The sequence below is a fragment of the Pseudomonas sp. PDM22 genome (assembly GCF_014851965.1).
Lineage (GTDB): Bacteria > Pseudomonadota > Gammaproteobacteria > Pseudomonadales > Pseudomonadaceae > Pseudomonas.
On record NZ_JACVAR010000002.1, the window covers coordinates 511,825 to 529,273 of the forward strand.

General features: G+C 66.8%; 14 protein-coding genes. 9 read left to right on the forward strand and 5 right to left on the reverse strand.

The window, feature by feature from the left end:
- Positions 1–100: 100 nt before the first annotated feature.
- Complete coding sequence (locus IB255_RS07955; RefSeq protein WP_081517646.1) at positions 101–907, reverse strand: AraC family transcriptional regulator; 807 nt, start codon at positions 905–907, stop codon at positions 101–103.
- An 84-nt stretch (positions 908–991) separates the two neighbouring features.
- On the opposite strand from IB255_RS07955, the gene IB255_RS07960 reads away from it, so the two are divergent.
- Complete coding sequence (locus IB255_RS07960; protein ID WP_081517647.1) at positions 992–1,855, forward strand: ATP-binding protein; 864 nt, start codon at positions 992–994, stop codon at positions 1,853–1,855.
- Between the two features lie 4 nt (positions 1,856–1,859).
- On the opposite strand, the gene IB255_RS07965 is transcribed toward IB255_RS07960, so the two are convergent.
- Positions 1,860–3,908, reverse strand: a complete 2,049-nt coding sequence (locus IB255_RS07965; RefSeq protein ID WP_192210027.1) for a TonB-dependent receptor — start codon at positions 3,906–3,908, stop codon at positions 1,860–1,862.
- 250 nt (positions 3,909–4,158) lie between these two features.
- Between IB255_RS07965 and IB255_RS07970 the strand changes: the two genes are divergently transcribed.
- Complete coding sequence (locus tag IB255_RS07970; RefSeq protein WP_192210028.1) at positions 4,159–4,908, forward strand: helix-turn-helix transcriptional regulator; 750 nt, start codon at positions 4,159–4,161, stop codon at positions 4,906–4,908.
- Between the two features lie 787 nt (positions 4,909–5,695).
- Positions 5,696–7,213: a sodium/proline symporter PutP gene (gene putP / locus IB255_RS07975; protein WP_151186139.1), complete on the forward strand. Its 1,518-nt coding sequence runs from the start codon at positions 5,696–5,698 to the stop codon at positions 7,211–7,213.
- Positions 7,214–7,345: 132 nt separating this feature from the next.
- On the opposite strand, the gene IB255_RS07980 is transcribed toward putP, so the two are convergent.
- Both IB255_RS07980 and IB255_RS07985 read right to left on the reverse strand, forming a co-directional pair.
- Complete coding sequence (locus IB255_RS07980) at positions 7,346–8,542, reverse strand: sugar transporter (RefSeq protein WP_192210029.1); 1,197 nt, start codon at positions 8,540–8,542, stop codon at positions 7,346–7,348.
- 159 nt (positions 8,543–8,701) lie between these two features.
- On the reverse strand, positions 8,702–9,616 hold the full coding sequence (locus IB255_RS07985) for a LysR substrate-binding domain-containing protein (RefSeq protein WP_192210030.1): 915 nt from the start codon (positions 9,614–9,616) through the stop codon (positions 8,702–8,704).
- A gap of 139 nt (positions 9,617–9,755) precedes the next feature.
- Here IB255_RS07985 and IB255_RS07990 point away from each other — a divergent pair, with 139 nt between their 5' ends.
- From IB255_RS07990 to IB255_RS08000, 3 genes are read left to right on the forward strand one after another with little or no spacing between them, the layout of a single operon-like run.
- Positions 9,756–10,394 (forward strand): FMN-dependent NADH-azoreductase, encoded by a 639-nt coding sequence (locus tag IB255_RS07990; RefSeq protein ID WP_151186142.1) that lies wholly within the window; start codon positions 9,756–9,758, stop codon positions 10,392–10,394.
- Entirely contained in the window at positions 10,394–10,702 is a 309-nt protein-coding gene (locus IB255_RS07995; protein ID WP_081517654.1) for a DMT family transporter, read from the forward strand. Before IB255_RS07990 ends, IB255_RS07995 begins: the two co-directional genes overlap by 1 nt.
- 59 nt (positions 10,703–10,761) lie before the next feature.
- Complete coding sequence (locus tag IB255_RS08000; protein WP_081517655.1) at positions 10,762–10,983, forward strand: VF530 family DNA-binding protein; 222 nt, start codon at positions 10,762–10,764, stop codon at positions 10,981–10,983.
- A 378-nt stretch (positions 10,984–11,361) separates the two neighbouring features.
- Here IB255_RS08000 and IB255_RS08005 read toward each other — a convergent pair whose 3' ends face one another.
- On the reverse strand, positions 11,362–14,478 hold the full coding sequence (locus IB255_RS08005) for a transglycosylase domain-containing protein (RefSeq protein WP_192210031.1): 3,117 nt from the start codon (positions 14,476–14,478) through the stop codon (positions 11,362–11,364).
- 230 nt (positions 14,479–14,708) lie between these two features.
- Between IB255_RS08005 and IB255_RS08010 the strand changes: the two genes are divergently transcribed.
- The 3 genes from IB255_RS08010 to IB255_RS08020 all read left to right on the forward strand — a co-directional run bounded on the left by IB255_RS08010 (position 14,709) and on the right by IB255_RS08020 (position 17,420).
- Positions 14,709–14,978 carry a hypothetical protein gene (locus tag IB255_RS08010; protein WP_151186144.1) on the forward strand — a complete coding sequence of 90 codons (270 nt, stop codon included), beginning with the start codon at positions 14,709–14,711 and terminating at the stop codon, positions 14,976–14,978.
- Between the two features lie 44 nt (positions 14,979–15,022).
- Positions 15,023–15,700: a class I SAM-dependent methyltransferase gene (locus IB255_RS08015; protein WP_192210032.1), complete on the forward strand. Its 678-nt coding sequence runs from the start codon at positions 15,023–15,025 to the stop codon at positions 15,698–15,700.
- 325 nt (positions 15,701–16,025) lie between these two features.
- Positions 16,026–17,420: an amino acid permease gene (locus tag IB255_RS08020; protein ID WP_139791530.1), complete on the forward strand. Its 1,395-nt coding sequence runs from the start codon at positions 16,026–16,028 to the stop codon at positions 17,418–17,420.
- Positions 17,421–17,449 lie beyond the last annotated feature (29 nt).

The following is a 17,449-nucleotide window of genomic DNA, read 5'->3' on the forward strand; positions in this document are numbered from 1 at the left end:
AACATGACAGTCTAGATGGGGAAACCGGCTCGGGGTTTCAATCCCATTGCTTGGAAGGATGTGTCCGGAGATGTTGCGGCCGATTGTGTGTGAACGAAGCTTACGAGCGGATTAGCGGGCGCGGCCGCAGGAAATCGCTGGGCGGCCGGCCGAACTGGCGGCTGAACATGGCGCTGAAGGCGCTGGGCGTGTTGTAGCCCACTTCCAGCGCCACGCTCAGCACGCTTTCGCCCAGGGCCAGGCGCTCCAGTGCGGCCAGAAGCCGTGCCTGTTGCCGCCATTGGCCGAAGGTCAGCCCGGTTTCGCCGAAGAACCAGCGCTGTACCGTCTTGCTGTCGACATTCAGCCGGGCGGCCCAGTCGGTAAGGCTGGCGCTGTCGCCGGGCTGGGCCTGGATAGCCTGGCACAATGCTCGCAGGCGCGGATGGGCGGGCAGCGGCAGGTGTAGCGGCAGCATCGGGTCTTCACGCAGTTCATCGAGCATCAGGCCCAGCACGCGGCCGTCGCGCGAGTCCGGGGTGACCTCTCCACTGATCGACAGCGCCGCCAGGATCAGTTCCCGCAGCAGCGGCGAGACCGCCAGCACGCAGCAGTCCGCTGGCAGGTGCGGCGCGCTGCCCGGCTCCACATAAAGAGTACGCACCTGCACGTCGCCGACCATGCGCGTCCAGTGTTCCACGCCGCCGGGTATCCACAGGCCGCGGTTGTCCGGCACCACCCACTGGCCACTGGCGCTGCCCACCACCAGCACGCCGCGCACGGCGTAGAGCAGTTGCGCGCGGTGATGGCTGTGCGCAGTCACCTGATGCCCATCGGGGAAGTCCAGGGCGACGGCCGCCACCGGGCTGGCGGCCCGTTCGTCGCCGTGGTTTTCCAGCGGTTGGGCTGAAATGTCCTTTTTTCGCATCTGGATGCCTGTTTGTCGTTAGACGACCACTTTCCGCCATCGTTAGGCTGCTGAACAGTCCCCATCTGCATCGATGATCCCGCCATGACCGACATGTCCGTTATCGCCGAACAACTGGCCCGTATCGCCCGGTTGCTCGAACAATCCCTGCCCGCGCGCCCCGAGCTGGCGCTGCAGGAGGGCGCCATCGCTCACCTCTGGGAATACCGCCAGGGCCAGCCGCGCCTGACGCCGGTGATCGAGCCGGCGCTGATCGGCTTCGACGACCTGCGCAACGTCGACCGGCAAAAGGCGCTGATCGAGCAGAACACCCGTCAGTTCGTCTCTGGCCGCCCGGCGAACAACGTGCTGCTGACCGGCGCGCGCGGCACCGGCAAGAGTTCGCTGGTGAAGGCCTGCCTGCATGCCTTCCATGCCGAAGGGTTGCGTCTGATCGAAGTCGACAAGGAGCACCTGGCCGACCTGCCGCAGATCATCGACCTGCTGCGCCACCGCCGGGAGCGCTTCATCCTGTTCTGCGACGACCTGTCCTTCGAGGACGGCGAGACCGGCTACAAGGGTCTGAAGACCGTGCTCGACGGCTCGGTGGCGGGGCAGTCCGGAAACGTGCTGATCTACGCGACGTCCAACCGCCGCCACCTGCTGGCCGAGCGCGCCGAGGACAACCTGTCGTTCCAGCGCAGCGAGAGTGGCGAGTTGCACCCTGGCGAGGCGGTGGAAGAGAAGATCTCGCTCTCCGAGCGTTTCGGCCTGTGGATATCTTTCTACGCCTTCAGCCAGGAGCAGTACCTGGAGGCGGTCGCCCGCTGGCTCGAGTCCCATGGCTTGGGCGGCGTGCGGCAGGAGGAGTGGGAGCAGGCGGCGATCCGCTGGGCCACCCATCGCGGGTCGCGGTCCGGGCGGATCGCCGCGCAGTTCGCCCGGGATTACGCCGGGCGTCAGCTCTAGGAGATCAGAAAGCCACTTTCACCCCCGCCTGGATACCGCGCCCGCCGGCGGGCACGCTGTCGCGCAGGATGGAGCTGGCGTAGCGCACGGTCTGGTTGGTCAGGTTCTCGCCCTTGACGAAGGCCAGCCAGCGGCTGTCGCCCAGGTCGAAGCGGTAGCCGACGCTGGCGCCGAGGGTGGTGTAGCCGTCGGTGCGCAGCTCGTTCTCCGGAACGCGGTTCTGGTCGGCGGCGTATTCCACGCCGACCCGTGCCTGCCATTGCTGCAGTTCCCACAGCAGCGCGCTGTTCAGGCGCAGTGGGGCGATGCGTGGCAGGGCTTCGCCGGTGTCCTTGTTCTTGGCGCGGGTGTAGTCGCCGGAAAGCTCCAGGTCGAAGCGGCCGTAGGGGCTGTCCGCCAGGTGGATGCGGTCCTGCGCCTCGACGCCGTAGAAGTCCGCCTTCACGCCGCTGTAGAGGTACTCGGGCAGTGCCTCGTCGTCGCCGGCATCCACCACTGCGCCTTCCTCGTCGCGGTAGCGCCCGCTGGCCAGCAGGCCGATGTAGTTGGAGAAGCGGCTGTAGAACACGCCGACGCTGCCCTTGTGGCGTTCGCTGTCGAAGCGCAGGGCTAGGTCGGTGGAAACGGCCTTTTCCTTGCTCGCGTCGGCGTCGCCCACTTCGAAGGTGCCGGTGGCGGCGTGGGCGCCGTTGGCGTACAGCTCGTAGAAGGTCGGTGCGCGTTCGGTGTAGGCCAGGGTGCCGGCCAGCGACCAGATCGGCGTCAGCTTGTAGACGGCACCGGTGGACAGGCTGCCGGCGGTGAAACTGCGCGAGCCGTCGTTCTCGGCGAAGCGCTCGTTGTCCTTGGCGTTGGGCTCGATGCGCGTGTGCTCGACGCGGCCGCCCAGGTTCAGCGCCAGGCGCTCGCTGGCCTGCCAGTTCTCGAGGAAGAACAGCGCGGCGCTGTCGGTCTCTGTGTGCGGCACGAAGGCTTCTTCCCCCAGCGCGGAGAAGCGGCTGTTGGCGACCTGCGCGCCGACCACGCCATCCAGCGGGCCGATGGGCTTGTGCCGCGCCTCGATGCGAGCCTCGTAGCCATCGTTCTTGAAGGTGGTGCCGGTCTCGCCGTCCTCGATTTCCTTGTGCTGGTACTCGGTGTAGGCGGCGTCTAGCTTCACCGAGCTGAAAGGACCGTCGAGGTCGCGGATTTCCGAGGCGAAGGCGTAGCGGTCCTGCTGCATCTTCAGGCGCACGTCGTCTTCGGCGGGCGAGCCGTAGTTGCTGTCGTAGCCGCTGTAGGACAGGCCGGCATAGCCGTGATCCCAGTGGTAGCTGCCGCCGATGGCGCCGCTGTCCTGGCGCCCGTCGCTGTTGTTCACGCGGTGCTTCGCGTCATCGCCATCGATCTGGCGTTGACGTGCCGAATGGGCGTAGCCGGGGATGCGCAGGTCATTGAACTCGCGGGAGCCGGCGTCCAGGTGCAGGGCGAAGTTGCCGTCGCCGGCTTCCAGCGCGCCGGCGGCGCTGCGGGTGGTGTCCGAGCCGCCGTAGCGCAGCTCGCCCTGGCCGTGGATGCCGTCCACCGGTTCGCTGGGGATGCGGTTGTCGAAGCTGTTGACCACGCCGCCGATGGCATTGCCGCCGTAGAGCAGGGCGGCTGGGCCGCGCACCACTTCGATGCGCTCGACCACGTTGGGGTCTTCCGGCACGGCGTGGTCGTAAGACAGCGACGAGGCGTCCAGCGCGCCCACGCCATTGCGCAGCAGGCGGATGCGGTCGCCGTCCATGCCGCGGATCACCGGGCGGCTGGCGCCGGGGCCGAACCAGGTGGAGGACACGCCCGGCGTGCCATTGAGGGTTTCACCCAGGCTGCCTTTCTGCCGCAGGGTCAGCTCGTCGCCCCGCAGGACGCTGCTGGGGGCGGCTGGGGAGGCATCACCCAGCGGGTTGGCGGTGATCACCTGGGGCTCCAGTTCGGTGGGGGCGGCATCGGCCAGCGAGGGGGCGCCGGCGCACAGGGCGAGGCCCAGCGGTGCTAGACGCCAGCGCGGACGGGGAAGGGATGGGGGCATGACGAACTCCTGGTTTTTCTTCTGGCAAAGCGAACCCCTCCCTCGTGGTCAGGGATGCGCCAGGCGGCGGAGGAGGGGAAATGGGAATGTGTTATTTGTTATAACATAACATATCCGTCGGTTAGTAAGATTTTCCGGCTTAGATGCTTTCGTGCTTGCTAGCCCCTGGAGTTGCGCCCGGTTGCACCTGTGCGCTGGGCAGGCCCGGTCGAATCCCGTACCATGCTCAAAATTTGATCAGTCCAGCGCCATGTTCGATACCCGCCTCGCCACGCTGTCCGACCAGACCGACCAGCACGCCCATGGCCATCACCAGTTGGTGTTGGCCCTGAGCGGCCGCGCGGAATTCGAGATCGGCGGCGCCGGTGGCGAGGTCTGCCGGATGCGCGCCTGCCTGGTGCCGGGCGATGTCGCCCACGAGTTCGCCGGGCTCGGCGACAACCGCATGCTGATCCTCGATCTGAACGAGGCCGGCACCGGCGAGCAGGATCGCGAGCTGCTGGCGCGTTTGTTCGAGGTGCCGCGCTACCCGACCCTGGATGCGGACTTCCAGCACCTGCTCAGCTACGCCGGCGCGGAGATCGCCCGCTACGGCGATGACCCATTGCTCGCCCGTGCCCTGGGCGGCTTGCTGCTGCGCGCGCTGCACCTGCGCCTGTTCGGCGAAGACCGTGCGCCGCGCAGCGGGCCGCTGGACCTGGAGCGGCTGGACGGCTATATCGGCGATCACCTGTCCCGGCGCATCACCGTGGCTGAACTGGCCCAGGTCGCCTGCCTGAGCCCCAGTCACTTCCATGCGCAGTTCAAGGATCGCGTCGGCCTCACGCCGCACCAGTACCTGCTGCGCCAGCGGCTCGACCGCGCCGCGCGCCTGCTGCGGGAAACCGACCTGCCGTTGGTCGGCGTGGCCGGCGAATGCGGCTTCTCCAGCCAGAGCGCGCTGACCACCGCGATGCGCCGATACCTCGGCTTGACCCCGGGCAGCCTGCGCCGCTGCTGAATCCGCTAGCCTGCGCGTCCTGGATTGCTGATCGAACGGTCAGCTGCCGACCTTTGGGTGCTGGAGTCTTTTGCAAGAACTCCAGAGCTTTCAGCAAGAAATTCGTTGGGTGCAACCCATAGAGTCCGCCCACCGCGTTGCTGGTGCTCCAAGGTGCAACCCGGTCAAGCCAAGAACAACAGCCAGCTCGATACGCGGGAGGGGCAGCATGCCCATCACCGGTTTTGTCTTTGCCTGTAGCGCGCCTGCACCTGGCTGCGCCACTCCCTCCACGGCCCGGCCCGCAGCGCCCGCCCGTGGTCCTGCGCCGTCCGCCCTCGGACCAGCGGCGCCATTCGCTCCGATGCTTTCTGTACAATCCGCGCCCTCGCGTACCGGCTACCCCCTGCCGCACCTCCATGCGCGCGTGAACCCAGTTTCGAATCGCTCCGGCAAGCAGTGCTGCCCGTCCACGGGACGGCGCGCCAGGTATTGCCGCAGTGCTGGCGCCCGTTCAGGCGCCTGATGGATCACCGGGCCCAGCCCGGGAAACGGCCCGCACCTCGCTTACCGGCGAAGGCGGGACGGAGGTCGCCGTGGTGAGACGGTGGCTGCAGGAAGACGCCAGCAAGGACGAGGGCGTGCCTGCGTCGGGATGCGTAGCGGTTCGGTGCCGGTTTGGTGCCACGCGCAACCCGGTTTGCCTGTGAGCAAGCGCTAACCGGTCGGCGTCAACCACGCCGGCTGCCAGTCAAGGGGCCGCGATACCCCGCGGTCCCGGATAAAAACAAGCTGTAGGGGAGTCCCCATGAGCGTCAACACGCCAACACTGATCACCTTCGTGATCTACATCGCGGCCATGGTTCTGATCGGCCTGGCTGCCTACCGTTCGACCAACAACTTCTCCGACTACATCCTCGGTGGTCGCAGCCTCGGCAGCTTCGTCACCGCGCTGTCGGCCGGTGCCTCGGACATGAGCGGCTGGCTGCTGATGGGTCTGCCGGGCGCCATCTACCTGTCGGGCATCTCGGAAAGCTGGATCGCCATTGGCCTGATCTGCGGCGCCTACCTGAACTGGCTGTTCGTCGCCGGTCGCCTGCGTGTGCACACCGAGCACAACGGCAACGCCCTGACGCTGCCGGACTATTTCAGCACCCGCTTCGAGGACAACAGCCGCATCCTGCGCGTCATCTCCGCGCTGGTGATCCTGGTGTTCTTCACCATCTACTGCGCCTCCGGCATCGTCGCCGGCGCCCGCCTGTTCGAAAGCACCTTCGGCATGTCCTACGAGACCGCCCTGTGGGCCGGTGCCGCCGCGACCATCGCCTACACCTTCGTCGGTGGCTTCCTGGCGGTGAGCTGGACCGACACCGTGCAGGCTTCGCTGATGATCTTCGCGCTGATCCTCACGCCGATCTTCGTGCTGCTCGCCACCGGCGGTATCGACCCGGCCTTCGCCGCCATCGAGCTGAAGGACGCCGCGAACTTCGACATGTTCAAGGGCGCTTCCTTCGTCGGCGTACTGTCGCTGATGGCCTGGGGCCTGGGCTACTTCGGCCAGCCGCACATCCTGGCGCGTTTCATGGCCGCTGATTCGGTGAAGTCGATCCCGGCTGCCCGCCGCATCTCCATGGCCTGGATGATCCTCTGCCTGGGCGGCGCCGTGGCCGTCGGCTTCTTCGGCATCGCCTACTTCCAGGCGCACCCGGAGCAGGCTGGCGCCGTGGGCGAGAACCACGAGCGCATCTTCATCGAGCTGGCGAAGATCCTCTTCAACCCGTGGATCGCCGGCATCCTGCTGTCCGCCATCCTCGCCGCGGTGATGAGCACCCTGAGCTGCCAGCTGCTGGTGTGCTCCTCGGCGCTGACCGAAGACTTCTACAAGGCCTTCCTGCGCAAGAACGCCAGCCAGCTGGAGCTGGTGTGGGTCGGTCGTGCCATGGTGCTGCTGGTGGCGCTGGTGTCCATCGCCCTGGCCGCCAACCCGGAAAACCGCGTCCTGGGCCTGGTGTCCTACGCCTGGGCCGGCTTCGGCGCCGCCTTCGGTCCGCTGGTGCTGTTCTCCGTGCTGTGGAAGGGCATGACCCGCAACGGCGCGCTGGCCGGCATCATCGTCGGTGCGGTCACCGTGATCGTCTGGAAGCAGTTCGGCTGGCTCGGCCTGTACGAGATCATCCCGGGCTTCATCCTCTCCAGCGTTTCCATCGTGGTCTTCAGCCTGCTCGGCTCCGCGCCGTCCAAGGCGATGATCCAGCGCTTCGAGGAAGCCGAGGCGGAATACGCCGAAGCCACTCAGTCGACCGGCACTGCCGTGACCAGCCGCTGAGTCTTCGCTGAATGAAAAAGGCCGCGCTCCGTGAGGGGCGCGGCCTTTTTCGTTGGGGTGTCCGGTGATGTGCTTCGCGCTGACCGGATGCGCTCTTGTAGGATGGGTGGAGCTCCCTGGAGCGTTGGAGTGTCAGCTGGATGCGTGCCCGCCGCTCATCGCCGCCGCAAAGCGCCAGCAGGCGAACAGGCACAGCAGCAGGCCGACCACCGCCAGCGCGCCGCCGACGTAGCCGATCCATTCCAGCCCCATGCCTACCGCCACGCGGCTGCCCAGCAACGCGCCGCCGCCGATGCCGACGTTGTACAGGCCGGAGAACATCGCCATGGCCACGTCGGTGGCATCATGGGCCAGTTGCAGCACCTTGGCCTGCAGCGCCAGGCCGAAGCAGAGGATCGCCGCGCCCCAGAACAGGCTCAGCCCCAGCAATGCCGTGGGCGAATGGGCCAGCGGCATCAGCAGCAGGAGCGAGCCGCCGAGCACGGCGATGGCCAGGCACGGGAAGGCGCGGGGGAAACGCTCGCTGTAGCGGCTGAAGAGGATCGAGCCGAACATCCCGGCGCCGCCGAACAGCAGCAGGAGCAGGGTGGTCTTGTGGCTGTCCAGTGCGGCGACCTCGCGGGCGAACGGCTCGATGTAGCTGTAGGCGGTGAACTGCGCAGTGATCACCAGCACCGTGAGTACGTACATCGACACCAGCGCCGGGCGGCGCAACAGCAGCGGCAGGCTGCGCAGCGAGCCGGAGTTCTGGCTCGGCAGCAGCGGCAGCGCGCGGGCCAGCCAGAGCACCACGACCACCGAGACGCCGGCAATCGCCAGGAAGGTGGTGCGCCAGCCCATCGCTTCGCCCAGCACGCGGCCCAGCGGGATGCCCAGCACCATCGCCAGGATGGTCCCGGTGGCCAGCAGGCCGAGGGCTTTCGCCTGTTGGCCCGGCGGCGCCACACGTACCGCGAGCGACGCGGTGATCGACCAGAACACCGCGTGGGCGAAGGCGATGCCGAAGCGGCTGATCATCAGCACCGTGAAGTTCCAGGCGAAGCCCGAGAGCACGTGGCTGACGATGAACAGGCAGAAGATCACCACCAGCAGGCGCCGGCGTTCCATGTTGCGGGTCAGCTGCATCAGCGGCAGCGAGGCCAGCGACACGACCCAGGCGTAGAGCGTGAGCATCAGCCCGGTCTGTTCGGGACGCATGTCGAAGCTCGCGCCGATGTCGCTGAGCAGGCCCACCGGGACGAACTCGGTGGTGTTGAAGATGAAGGCGGCGATGGCCAGGGCAATGACGTTCAGCCAACTGCCGGAGCGGGTTTCTTGCACGGTGGTCATGGGAATCCTGAGGTGAAGTGGGGCTCAGGCCGTGCCTGCGGATCACGCGAAAGACGTGTCCCTGGCAAAGAAGAATTGTTGTTGCGGCGGGCCTGATTCTACCCACGGGTTGCCCATCGCGCACGGCGAATGCCGCCCTGCGCGGGCGCAGCGGCAGGCTCAGGCAGCGTTGTCGATCAGCGGGTCGGCGGCTTGCGCGGCTTCCTCGGCCAACCAGTCGAGGAACGCGCGGACCGGCGGGTGACGCTCGCGGCCCGGTACGCAGAGCGCGGTGTATCGGGCGCCGGGCACGTTGATGTCGGGGCGGTAGGGCACCAGCAGGCCTTTCTCCACGCTCTCGGACACCAATAGCGAGCTGGCCAGCACCAGCCCCTGCCCGGCGATGGCCGCCTGCAGGGCGTAGAACTCCTCGTCGTATTCGCGCTGCACTGCCTGGGCCAGCAGGCATTGCTCGCCGGCCACCTGGCACCAGGCCTTCCAGCCGCGCTCGTAGAGCTCGGAGTTGTGCCAGCGCACGCTGATCATCTCCGCTACTTCCACGTCGGCGGTGGCCACCAGTGCCGGCGCGCCATAGACGGCGAAGCGCTCCGCCAGCAGGAACTGGCTGTGCATGCGCGGGTAGTCGCCGAAGCCGTAGCGGATCGCCAGGTCGACGCTGGCGTCCTGCTGCAGGTCGAGCAGTTCGCACTGGCTGTCCAGGCGCAGGCGGATGTGCGGGTAGCGCGCGTAGAAGCGCCCCAGGCGCGGCACCAGCCACAGCGCGGCGAAGGCCGGGGTGGTGGAGATCGTCAGGCTGCTGGCGCTGCGCTGCGGGCGCAGGCTGTCCACCGATTGCGATACCTCCAGTAGCGCGCCATGCAGGCTGCGGAACAGCCGCTCACCGGCTTCGGTCAGGCGCACCTGGCGTGGCAGGCGCTCGAACAGCGGCAGGCCCAACCATTCCTCCAGCGCGCGCACCTGGTGGGACACCGCCGTGGGCGTGACGGCGAGCTCCTGGGCGGCGGCCTTGAAGCTCAGCTGGCGCGCGGCGGATTCGAAGGTGCGCAGGGCGGGAAGCGGCAGGTTGGCGAACATGGTGCGCTCCATGGATGAGTTGAATTCATCTGGAAGGAAATCCCCTCAGTTGTCCGGCAATACGGCTGGAAATAGCTTAGGCGGCAACAGGAGGCCAATCAGGGCTTCCGCAGTGTACACCTTCAGCAAGGAACGACAGATGAACAGGATTCTCGCCATTCACGCCAGCCCCCGCGCCGACCGCTCGCATTCCCGTCGCCTGGCCGAGGGCTTTCTCGCCGCGCTGCCGCAGGCGCAACTCACCCGCCGCGAGGTCGGCCGTGCCGATCTGCCCCACGTCAGCGAAGGCTTCATCGCCGCCGCCTTCCACCCGCAGCGAGAGCATCGCCCGGCCGAGTTGCAGGCCGAGCTGGCGCTGAGCGAGGAGCTGGTGAATGAACTGCTCGCCCACGACCTGCTGGTGATCTCCACGCCCATGTACAACTTCAGCGTGCCCAGCGGGCTGAAGGCCTGGGTCGACCAGATCGTCCGCATCGGCCGCACCTTCGACCTGCACCTGAAGGACGGCGAGGCGGAATACGAACCGCTGCTCAAGGGGCGCAAGGCGCTGATCGTCACCAGCCGCGGCGGCGCCGGCATGGGGCCGGGCGGCGAGCTGGAATGGATGAACCACGCCGATACCTGGCTGCGTGTGGCGCTGGGTTTCCTCGGCATAGAGGACGTGCAGGTGATCGCCGCGGAGGGCGAGGAGGGCAATCCCGAAGCCTTCCGCGCTTCCTATCAACAGGCCGAGCAGGCCCTGGCCGATCTCGCCGAGAGCGAGTGGGCGCGTGCGTGATGGCCTGGGCGATGCTGATGGTGGCGGCGGTGTTCGAGGTGATGTTCGCGGTGTCGATGAAGTACGCCGAGGGCTTCACCCGACCGCTGCCGACCGTGGTGACGGTGGTCGCGGTGATCGGCGGGATCTTCTTCCTCACCCTGGCGATGCGCCAGTTGCCGGTGAGCATCGCCTATCCGGTCTGGACGGCCATCGGCACGCTGGGGACGGTGTTCTTCGGCTTCGTCCTGCTGGGCGAGGCGCTGACCCTGACCAAGCTGGCGTCGGTCGCCCTGATCGTGGCGGGCGTGGCCGGGTTGCGGGCCTGATCGCCGGTGGCTGATGCTTGATGGTAAGGTGCCGCGCATTCTCCACGACGGCACCGAAGATGAACGACAAACCGAAGAACCCGCTGCATGGCGTGACCCTGGAAGCCATCCTCAACCAGCTGGTGGCGCAGTACGGCTGGGACGGACTGGCCAAGCGCATCGACGTGCGCTGCTTCAAGAACGACCCGAGCATCAAGTCCAGCCTGACCTTCCTGCGCCGCACGCCGTGGGCGCGGGAGCAGGTCGAGGCGCTGTACGTGAAGAGCGTGCAGAAGAACTGATGGCGGGGCGTGTGTAGGAGCGGACTTCGTCCGCGATTGGCCCGCCTCGCGCCTGAAACCATCGCGGACGAAGTCCGCTCCTACGGTTCAGGGATGTATCGGCGCCTGGGCTTTCCCCTCACCCCAGCCCTCTCCCCGAGGAGAGGGGGCCGTCCGGCGCGGCAGATATGAATGAAGCCAGGATCGTAGGGCGCATAACGCGCCAGCGTTATCCGCCGTCGTGGTATCGGCGGATAACCCGTTCCGGGTTATTCGCCCTACGTACTGAATACAAACCGAGCCAGCCGGCTAGCGCAGTAATGCCAGAGTGCTCGGAACAGTCCCCTCTCCCTCCGGGAGAGGGCCAGGGTGAGGGGGCGAAGCCAATCGGTGCGGCACTCAGCGCCAACTCACCCGCAGATTATCCAGCCGCTCCTGGCAGCCGGTGCTGATCCCTGGCTCCAGGTAGCTGGTCAGCAGCGGCGCCATGCCCTTGAGCACCTGCACCGGTAGCGCCGAGGTGAACTTGAAGCCGTCCGACTCGCTGCCCGCCACGTAGGCGGTGAGCGTGCCGAAGTGGCGCGGGCCGATGTAGAAGACGAAGGTCGCCGTGCGGTTCATCGCCTTCGAACTCTTCACCCAGCCACTGCGGGTGACGCTCTCGATGCGGTTGTCGCCGGTGCCGGTCTTGCCGCCCATCACCAGTGCATTGCCATCAGCCAGCTTGAAGGTGCCGGACAGACGCCGCGCAGTGCCCGCATCCACCACCTGGGATAGCGCCGTGCGCAGGGCCTGGGCCACTTCCGAGCGCATCACCTGGCGGCCATTGCCGGATTCCGGGCCGAGGGTGACTTCATAGGGTGTGGCGGCGGCGAAGTGCAGGCTGTCGATGCGCAGGGTCGGCAGGCGCACGCCATCGTTGAGGATGATCCCCATCAGCTCCGCCAGCGCCGCCGGGCGGTCGCCCGAGCTGCCCAGCGCGGTGGCCAGCGATGGCACCAGGTGGTCGAACGGGTAGCCCAGGCGCTTCCACTGTTCATGCAGGTCGAGGAAGGCTTCCACCTCCAGCATGATGCGGATGCGCTTGTCGCGGGCGTACTTGTGCCGCGACTTGAACAGCCAGCCATAGACTTCCTTGCGCTCGGCGCTGCTGGCGGCCACGGCGTCGGCGAAGGTCGCTGCCGGCTGGCGTTGCAGGTAGCCCAGCAGCCAGAGTTCCAGCGGGTGCACGCGGGCCACGTAGCCCTGGTCGTTGAGGTTGAAGGCGCCCGGCCCGTAGCGGGTGTAGAGGTCCTCGATGCGCTTGTCGGTGAGCTTGTCGCCGGCGTACTTGCCCTGCTTCAGGCGATCCTGCAGGAAGGCGGCGAAGGTCGGGACATCCGCCTGCGGCTGCAGGTAGCGGTGGATCGCCGCCAGCCGCACCGGCCAGGCGCGCAGGCCGTCGAGGAAGGTGCTCAGGCGCGCGTCGTTGTCCTTGCCCTTGTACTTCTGCCAGAAGCGCAGCAGGTAGACCTGGCTTTCCTTGTCGACGAAGCGGTCGAGGTAGTCCTGCCGGCGCGGGTCCTTGTCGTCGGCGAGCACGGCGACCTTGCTGCCCTCGTTGGCGTAGATGTCGTGACGCACCAGGTCGCGCAGCAGGCGCACGAAGGGCAGGTTGATCGACTCGCGCAGGGCGTCCTGCAGGGTCGGGATGCGGCCGTTGTCTTCCTTGCGGAAGTTGCTGAAGGTGTGGATGCCGCCGCCGGTGAAGAAGCTCTCGTAGGGGCTGGCGGAATACTTGCGCTGCAGCGCGGCGGCGAGCATGTCCGGCAGGTCGCGGTCCTTGGCGGTGATCAGGTAGTCGATGGACCAGCGGGTAAGGAAATCCAGCGGCTCCACCGGCACCTTCTTCAGCTCCGCCACGCTCATCGGAGCGTACAGCTGGTGCAGGTCGGCGATGGTTTCCAGGTAGGTGGAAAGCACGCGCAGCTTGGCGGTGGAGCCCAGTTCCAGCTTGCTGCCTTCGTTGATGTCGAAGGGTTGCTCGGTGCTGTCGGTCTGCACGCGCACGCGGTTGCCGCTGGGAGTACGCTCGAAGAGGGTGAAGCTGTAGCGCACGTCTTTGGTCTTGTCCTTGGACAGCAGGTGCTCGCCGAACAGGCCGATCTGCTCGGCGAATTCCGGGTCGGACAGATGCCGCAGGTAACCGGTGACCTGCTCCTGCAACTCATGCTGCAGGGTGGTGGTGAAGCTCATGTCGAAGCGGTCGAGGTCATACAGCGGCACATCGAGCATGCCGGCCAGGCGGGTGCGGGCCAGACCGATGCCCTTGTTGTTCTCCAACGGGGTGAAGCTCGGCTCGCTGCGCGGATCGCGGAACGTAAGCTTCTGCTTGAGTGCGGCGTCGCGCAGTTCGGGGGCGATCACGTTGTTCTGCGCCAGCAGGCGCAGGTAGCTGTCGGTCAGCACGGCGAGCTGTTCTCGGCCGCGCGCCAGGTACCAGGACGGCCGGCGGTGGGCGATCATCAGCGACACCACCTGGCGCAGCGCCTTGCTCTGGGCGGCCAGTTCGGCGCCGGAGCCGGGCGGGGCGTTGAGCAGCTTGTTGACCTGCTGGTAGTCGGCGCCGTACCAGATCCACAGCCCGTCCGGCAGGCCACTGACTTCGCCGTAACCGGGCTGCGCCGAAAGCGGCACGGAGTTCAGATAGGTGAGGGCGACGTTGCGCCGCGCGGCCATATTCTCCGCGCCGTTCTGGTAGGTGCGCACGCTGGCCGAGGCCATCTGCCGCAGCTTGTCGGTGATGGAGTTGGTGCGGCCATCCTCGGAGTGGCGGTACTTCTCGATCTGCGTGGCGAGGGTGCTGCCGCCGGGCGCGTGGTTGCCCAGACCGACCAGCTTGCCCACCTGCGCCACCGAAGCCTGGGTGAAGCGGCTCCAGTCGATGGCCGGGTTCAGGTAGGGACGGTCGGGGTCCAGCAGGTCGCGGTTCTCGATGTACAGCAGGCTGTTGACGATGGCCGGCGAGATGCTCTCGAAGTTGGCGTAGAGCCGCTGCGGGTAGCGGAAGTTGTAGATCGGCAGGCCGCGGCAGTCGGCGATGTCGACGCCGGCCTGGGCCTTCTCCGGGTAGGGCGGGAACATGCCGTGGCTGGTGTACTGCATCAGCGGATCGGAGAAGCGCGCCTGGCTCAGGGTGACGAAATTGCGTTCGTGCAAGCGGCCGAGGAAGCTCGGCAGCTGCTGGTAACCCAGGCGCCGGTCGAAGGGGCCGCCCTGGGGATAGACCACGTCGCCGGTGCCGCCCTGTTCCAGGCTCCAGGTCAGCCCGGTGGCGTAGCGTGCCAGCTCGCGCGCCTGCAGCTTGGAGGTGCGCGCTTCATAGAGCAGCGCCGCGCCCATGGCGGCCAGCAACGGCAGGAGAAAGAGGAAGAGGATGAGGAAACGGTGGTGATGCACTTTCTGCGGGGAAAGGCCGGGCCCCAGACTTCCCGGTTGACCTGCCACTTGCGTACCGGAATGCTTCGAGTTGCCCATCTTCACGCCCCGCCCTTGCTTGTACGACAGCCCAGGTAGCGGACTCCGCCCACGTGATGGCCGGCGCCATCCTGGCGCCGCGAAACCCGCTTCCCCCGCGGCTTTCCTAACTTCCAGCGTAGTCGGCGGCAAAAAAACTGCGCACCGGCTGGCACCGTTCATGGCCGTGCGGATTGATTTGCCGACGGCCAGCAGGTGCAATGTACTGACTTCGACAGGAACCCTTGCCCATGCGTTCGCCTTTTCTGCCTTGCAGCCTGCCCCGTGTTCTGCCTCTGGCAGCGCTGCTGCTGGCGTCCTTGAGCGCCCAGGCGGCGCCCATGCCGTTCTACCGCTGGCAGAGCAAGCTCGATGGCGCCTACACCTGCCAGCAGACGTCGCCGGGCAGTGGCTGGCAGAAGATCGGCGGGCCGTTCCGTGACGCCGGCTGCCGTGAAGCGCTGCCGCAGACGCCGCCACCCAAGGGGTTGGCGGTGCCCAAGGTGTTGAAGCCTTTGTAGGAGCGCGCCATGCGCGCCATGCGCGCGATCGCACGGAGCAGACCATGACCGATCACGACGCCCGAATCCGCCAGAGCTGGCAGACCAACGCCGATGCCTGGACCCGTGCGGTGCGCGAGCAGCGTATCGAAAGCCGGCGGCTGGTCACTGACGCAGCGATCCTCGGCGCTATCGCCGATGGCCCGGCGCGGCGCGTGCTCGATATCGGCTGCGGCGAAGGCTGGTTGTGTCGCGCGCTGGCGGAGCGGGGCAGCGAGTGCGTCGGCGTGGATGCCTCGGCGCCACTGATCGATTCGGCGCAGGCGGCAGGCGAGGGGCGCTTCGAGGTGATGGATTACGTGGCGCTGATCGAGTCCGGCAGCAGCCTGGGCCAGTTCGACGTGCTGGTCTGCAACTTCGCGCTGCTCGATGAGTCCATCGCGCCGTTGCTCGGCGCATTGCGTGAGCGGCTCAACCCCGGCGGGCGGCTGCTGATCCAGACCGTTCACCCCTGGACCGCCTGCGGCGACGAGCCCTATGCCGATGGCTGGCGGCTGGAAACCTTCGCCGCATTCGGTGGCGAGTTCCGCTCACCGATGCCCTGGTTCTTCCGCACCCTGGAGTCCTGGCTGGCGCTGCTGGCCGCCAGCGGCTGGCGTTTGCGGCAGCTGCGCGAACCGCGCCATACGGGCACCGGCCAGGCCTGCTCGCTGTTGCTGGAACTGCAGCCGCTGGCGGGCTGAACCGCTCTAAAACGGTGCTGGCCGGGCGCGTGGATGTGGCGATACGCCGCTATTCCTTTGGTCACATTGCACCTTGGTGGTGCAGACGTTTCCTACACACTTGTGTAACACTCGCCCGCGACCTCAGCCGTGGTCCTCCCGCAATGCCCACGTCCGCTTCACAAGAGCGGGCAGCCTCTTCCGGTGTGCCGTCCTGGAACTGCCAGACACTTCTCTCTCCGTGCCTCCCGGCGCGGTGGCGAAGCCTTTCCGGTGGTTCCGCACCCTGACTGCACTCAGAGTCCGCAGCTGATTACTCCCAAGAACAAAATGAGGTTGCATCACCATGTCGTCCCACGATCTCCAAAGGGATCTCAACGAGCGGCACATCCGTCTCATGGCCCTGGGCGCCTGCATCGGCGTCGGCCTGTTCCTTGGCTCCGCCAAGGCCATCCAGATGGCCGGCCCGGCCATCATGCTCTCCTACATCATCGGCGGTCTCGCCATTCTCGTGATCATGCGCGCCCTCGGCGAGATGGCCGTGCACAATCCGGTGGCCGGCTCCTTCGCCCGCTACGCGCAGGACTACCTCGGCCCGCTGGCCGGCTACCTGACCGGCTGGAACTACTGGTTCCTCTGGCTGGTGACCTGCGTCGCGGAAATCACCGCGGTGGCCATCTACATGGGCATCTGGTTCCCTGACGTGCCACGCTGGATCTGGGCGCTGGCCGCGCTGGCGAGCATGGGCACCATCAACCTCATCGCCGTGCGCGCCTTCGGTGAATTCGAGTTCTGGTTCGCGCTGATCAAGATCGTCACCATCGTCGCCATGATCCTGGCCGGCGCCGGCATGATCTTCTTCGGCCTGGGCAACGGTGGCATTGCCACCGGCATCTCCAACCTGTGGAGCAACGGCGGCTTCATGCCCCACGGCATCACCGGCGTGCTGATGTCGCTGCAGATGGTGATGTTCGCCTACCTGGGCGTGGAGATGATCGGCCTCACCGCCGGTGAAGCGAAGAACCCGCAGAAGACCATCCCCGGTGCGATCAACTCGGTGTTCTGGCGCATCCTGCTGTTCTACGTGGGCGCGCTGTTCGTGATCATGTCGATCTACCCCTGGAACGAGATCGGCACCCAGGGCAGCCCCTTCGTGATGACCTTCGAGCGCATGGGCATCAAGACCGCCGCCGGCATCATCAACTTCGTGGTGATCACCGCCGCGCTGTCGTCCTGCAACGGTGGCATCTTCAGCACCGGCCGCATGCTCTACAGCCTCGCCCAGCATGGCCAGGCCCCGGCCGTGTTCGCCAAGACCTCGAAGGGCGGCGTGCCGCGCAATGCGCTGCTGCTGTCGATCTTCGCGCTGCTGCTGGGCGTGCTGCTGAACTATCTGGTACCCGAGAAGGTGTTCACCTGGGTGACCTCCATCGCCACCTTCGGTGCGATCTGGACCTGGGCGATGATCCTGCTGGCGCAGCTGAAGTTCCGCCGCGGCCTCTCCGCCGCCGAAGCCGGCAAGCTGCAGTTCAGGATGTGGCTGTACCCGCTCAGCTCCTACCTCGCCATGGCCTTCCTGGTGCTGGTGGTGGTGCTCATGGCCTTCTTCGAGGACACCCGCATCGCGCTGTACATCGGCCCGGCGTTCCTGGTGCTGCTGACGGTGCTGTACTACGCGCTGAACCTTGCTCCTAAAAATCTGGCTCCGAAAGAGCAGGGCAGCGTCGCCAGCCGTGCCTGATGCGCGGTTGAGCGAATGAAAGAAGGGCC

Excerpts from the sequence above, each read along its gene's own strand:
- IB255_RS07970 (WP_192210028.1), top strand. The coding sequence starts at position 4,159 with ATGTTCGATACCCGCCTCGCCACGCTGTCCGACCAGACCGACCAGCAC.
- IB255_RS08005 (WP_192210031.1), bottom strand. The coding sequence starts at position 14,478 with ATGGGCAACTCGAAGCATTCCGGTACGCAAGTGGCAGGTCAACCGGGA.
- IB255_RS07985 (WP_192210030.1), bottom strand. The coding sequence starts at position 9,616 with ATGTTCGCCAACCTGCCGCTTCCCGCCCTGCGCACCTTCGAATCCGCC.
- IB255_RS08000 (WP_081517655.1), top strand. The coding sequence starts at position 10,762 with ATGAACGACAAACCGAAGAACCCGCTGCATGGCGTGACCCTGGAAGCC.
- IB255_RS07955 (WP_081517646.1), bottom strand. The coding sequence starts at position 907 with ATGCGAAAAAAGGACATTTCAGCCCAACCGCTGGAAAACCACGGCGAC.
- IB255_RS07960 (WP_081517647.1), top strand. The coding sequence starts at position 992 with ATGACCGACATGTCCGTTATCGCCGAACAACTGGCCCGTATCGCCCGG.
- IB255_RS07990 (WP_151186142.1), top strand. The coding sequence starts at position 9,756 with ATGAACAGGATTCTCGCCATTCACGCCAGCCCCCGCGCCGACCGCTCG.
- IB255_RS08020 (WP_139791530.1), top strand. The coding sequence starts at position 16,026 with ATGTCGTCCCACGATCTCCAAAGGGATCTCAACGAGCGGCACATCCGT.
- putP (WP_151186139.1), top strand. The coding sequence starts at position 5,696 with ATGAGCGTCAACACGCCAACACTGATCACCTTCGTGATCTACATCGCG.
- IB255_RS07965 (WP_192210027.1), bottom strand. The coding sequence starts at position 3,908 with ATGCCCCCATCCCTTCCCCGTCCGCGCTGGCGTCTAGCACCGCTGGGC.
- IB255_RS08015 (WP_192210032.1), top strand. The coding sequence starts at position 15,023 with ATGACCGATCACGACGCCCGAATCCGCCAGAGCTGGCAGACCAACGCC.
- IB255_RS08010 (WP_151186144.1), top strand. The coding sequence starts at position 14,709 with ATGCGTTCGCCTTTTCTGCCTTGCAGCCTGCCCCGTGTTCTGCCTCTG.
- IB255_RS07995 (WP_081517654.1), top strand. The coding sequence starts at position 10,394 with ATGGCCTGGGCGATGCTGATGGTGGCGGCGGTGTTCGAGGTGATGTTC.
- IB255_RS07980 (WP_192210029.1), bottom strand. The coding sequence starts at position 8,542 with ATGACCACCGTGCAAGAAACCCGCTCCGGCAGTTGGCTGAACGTCATT.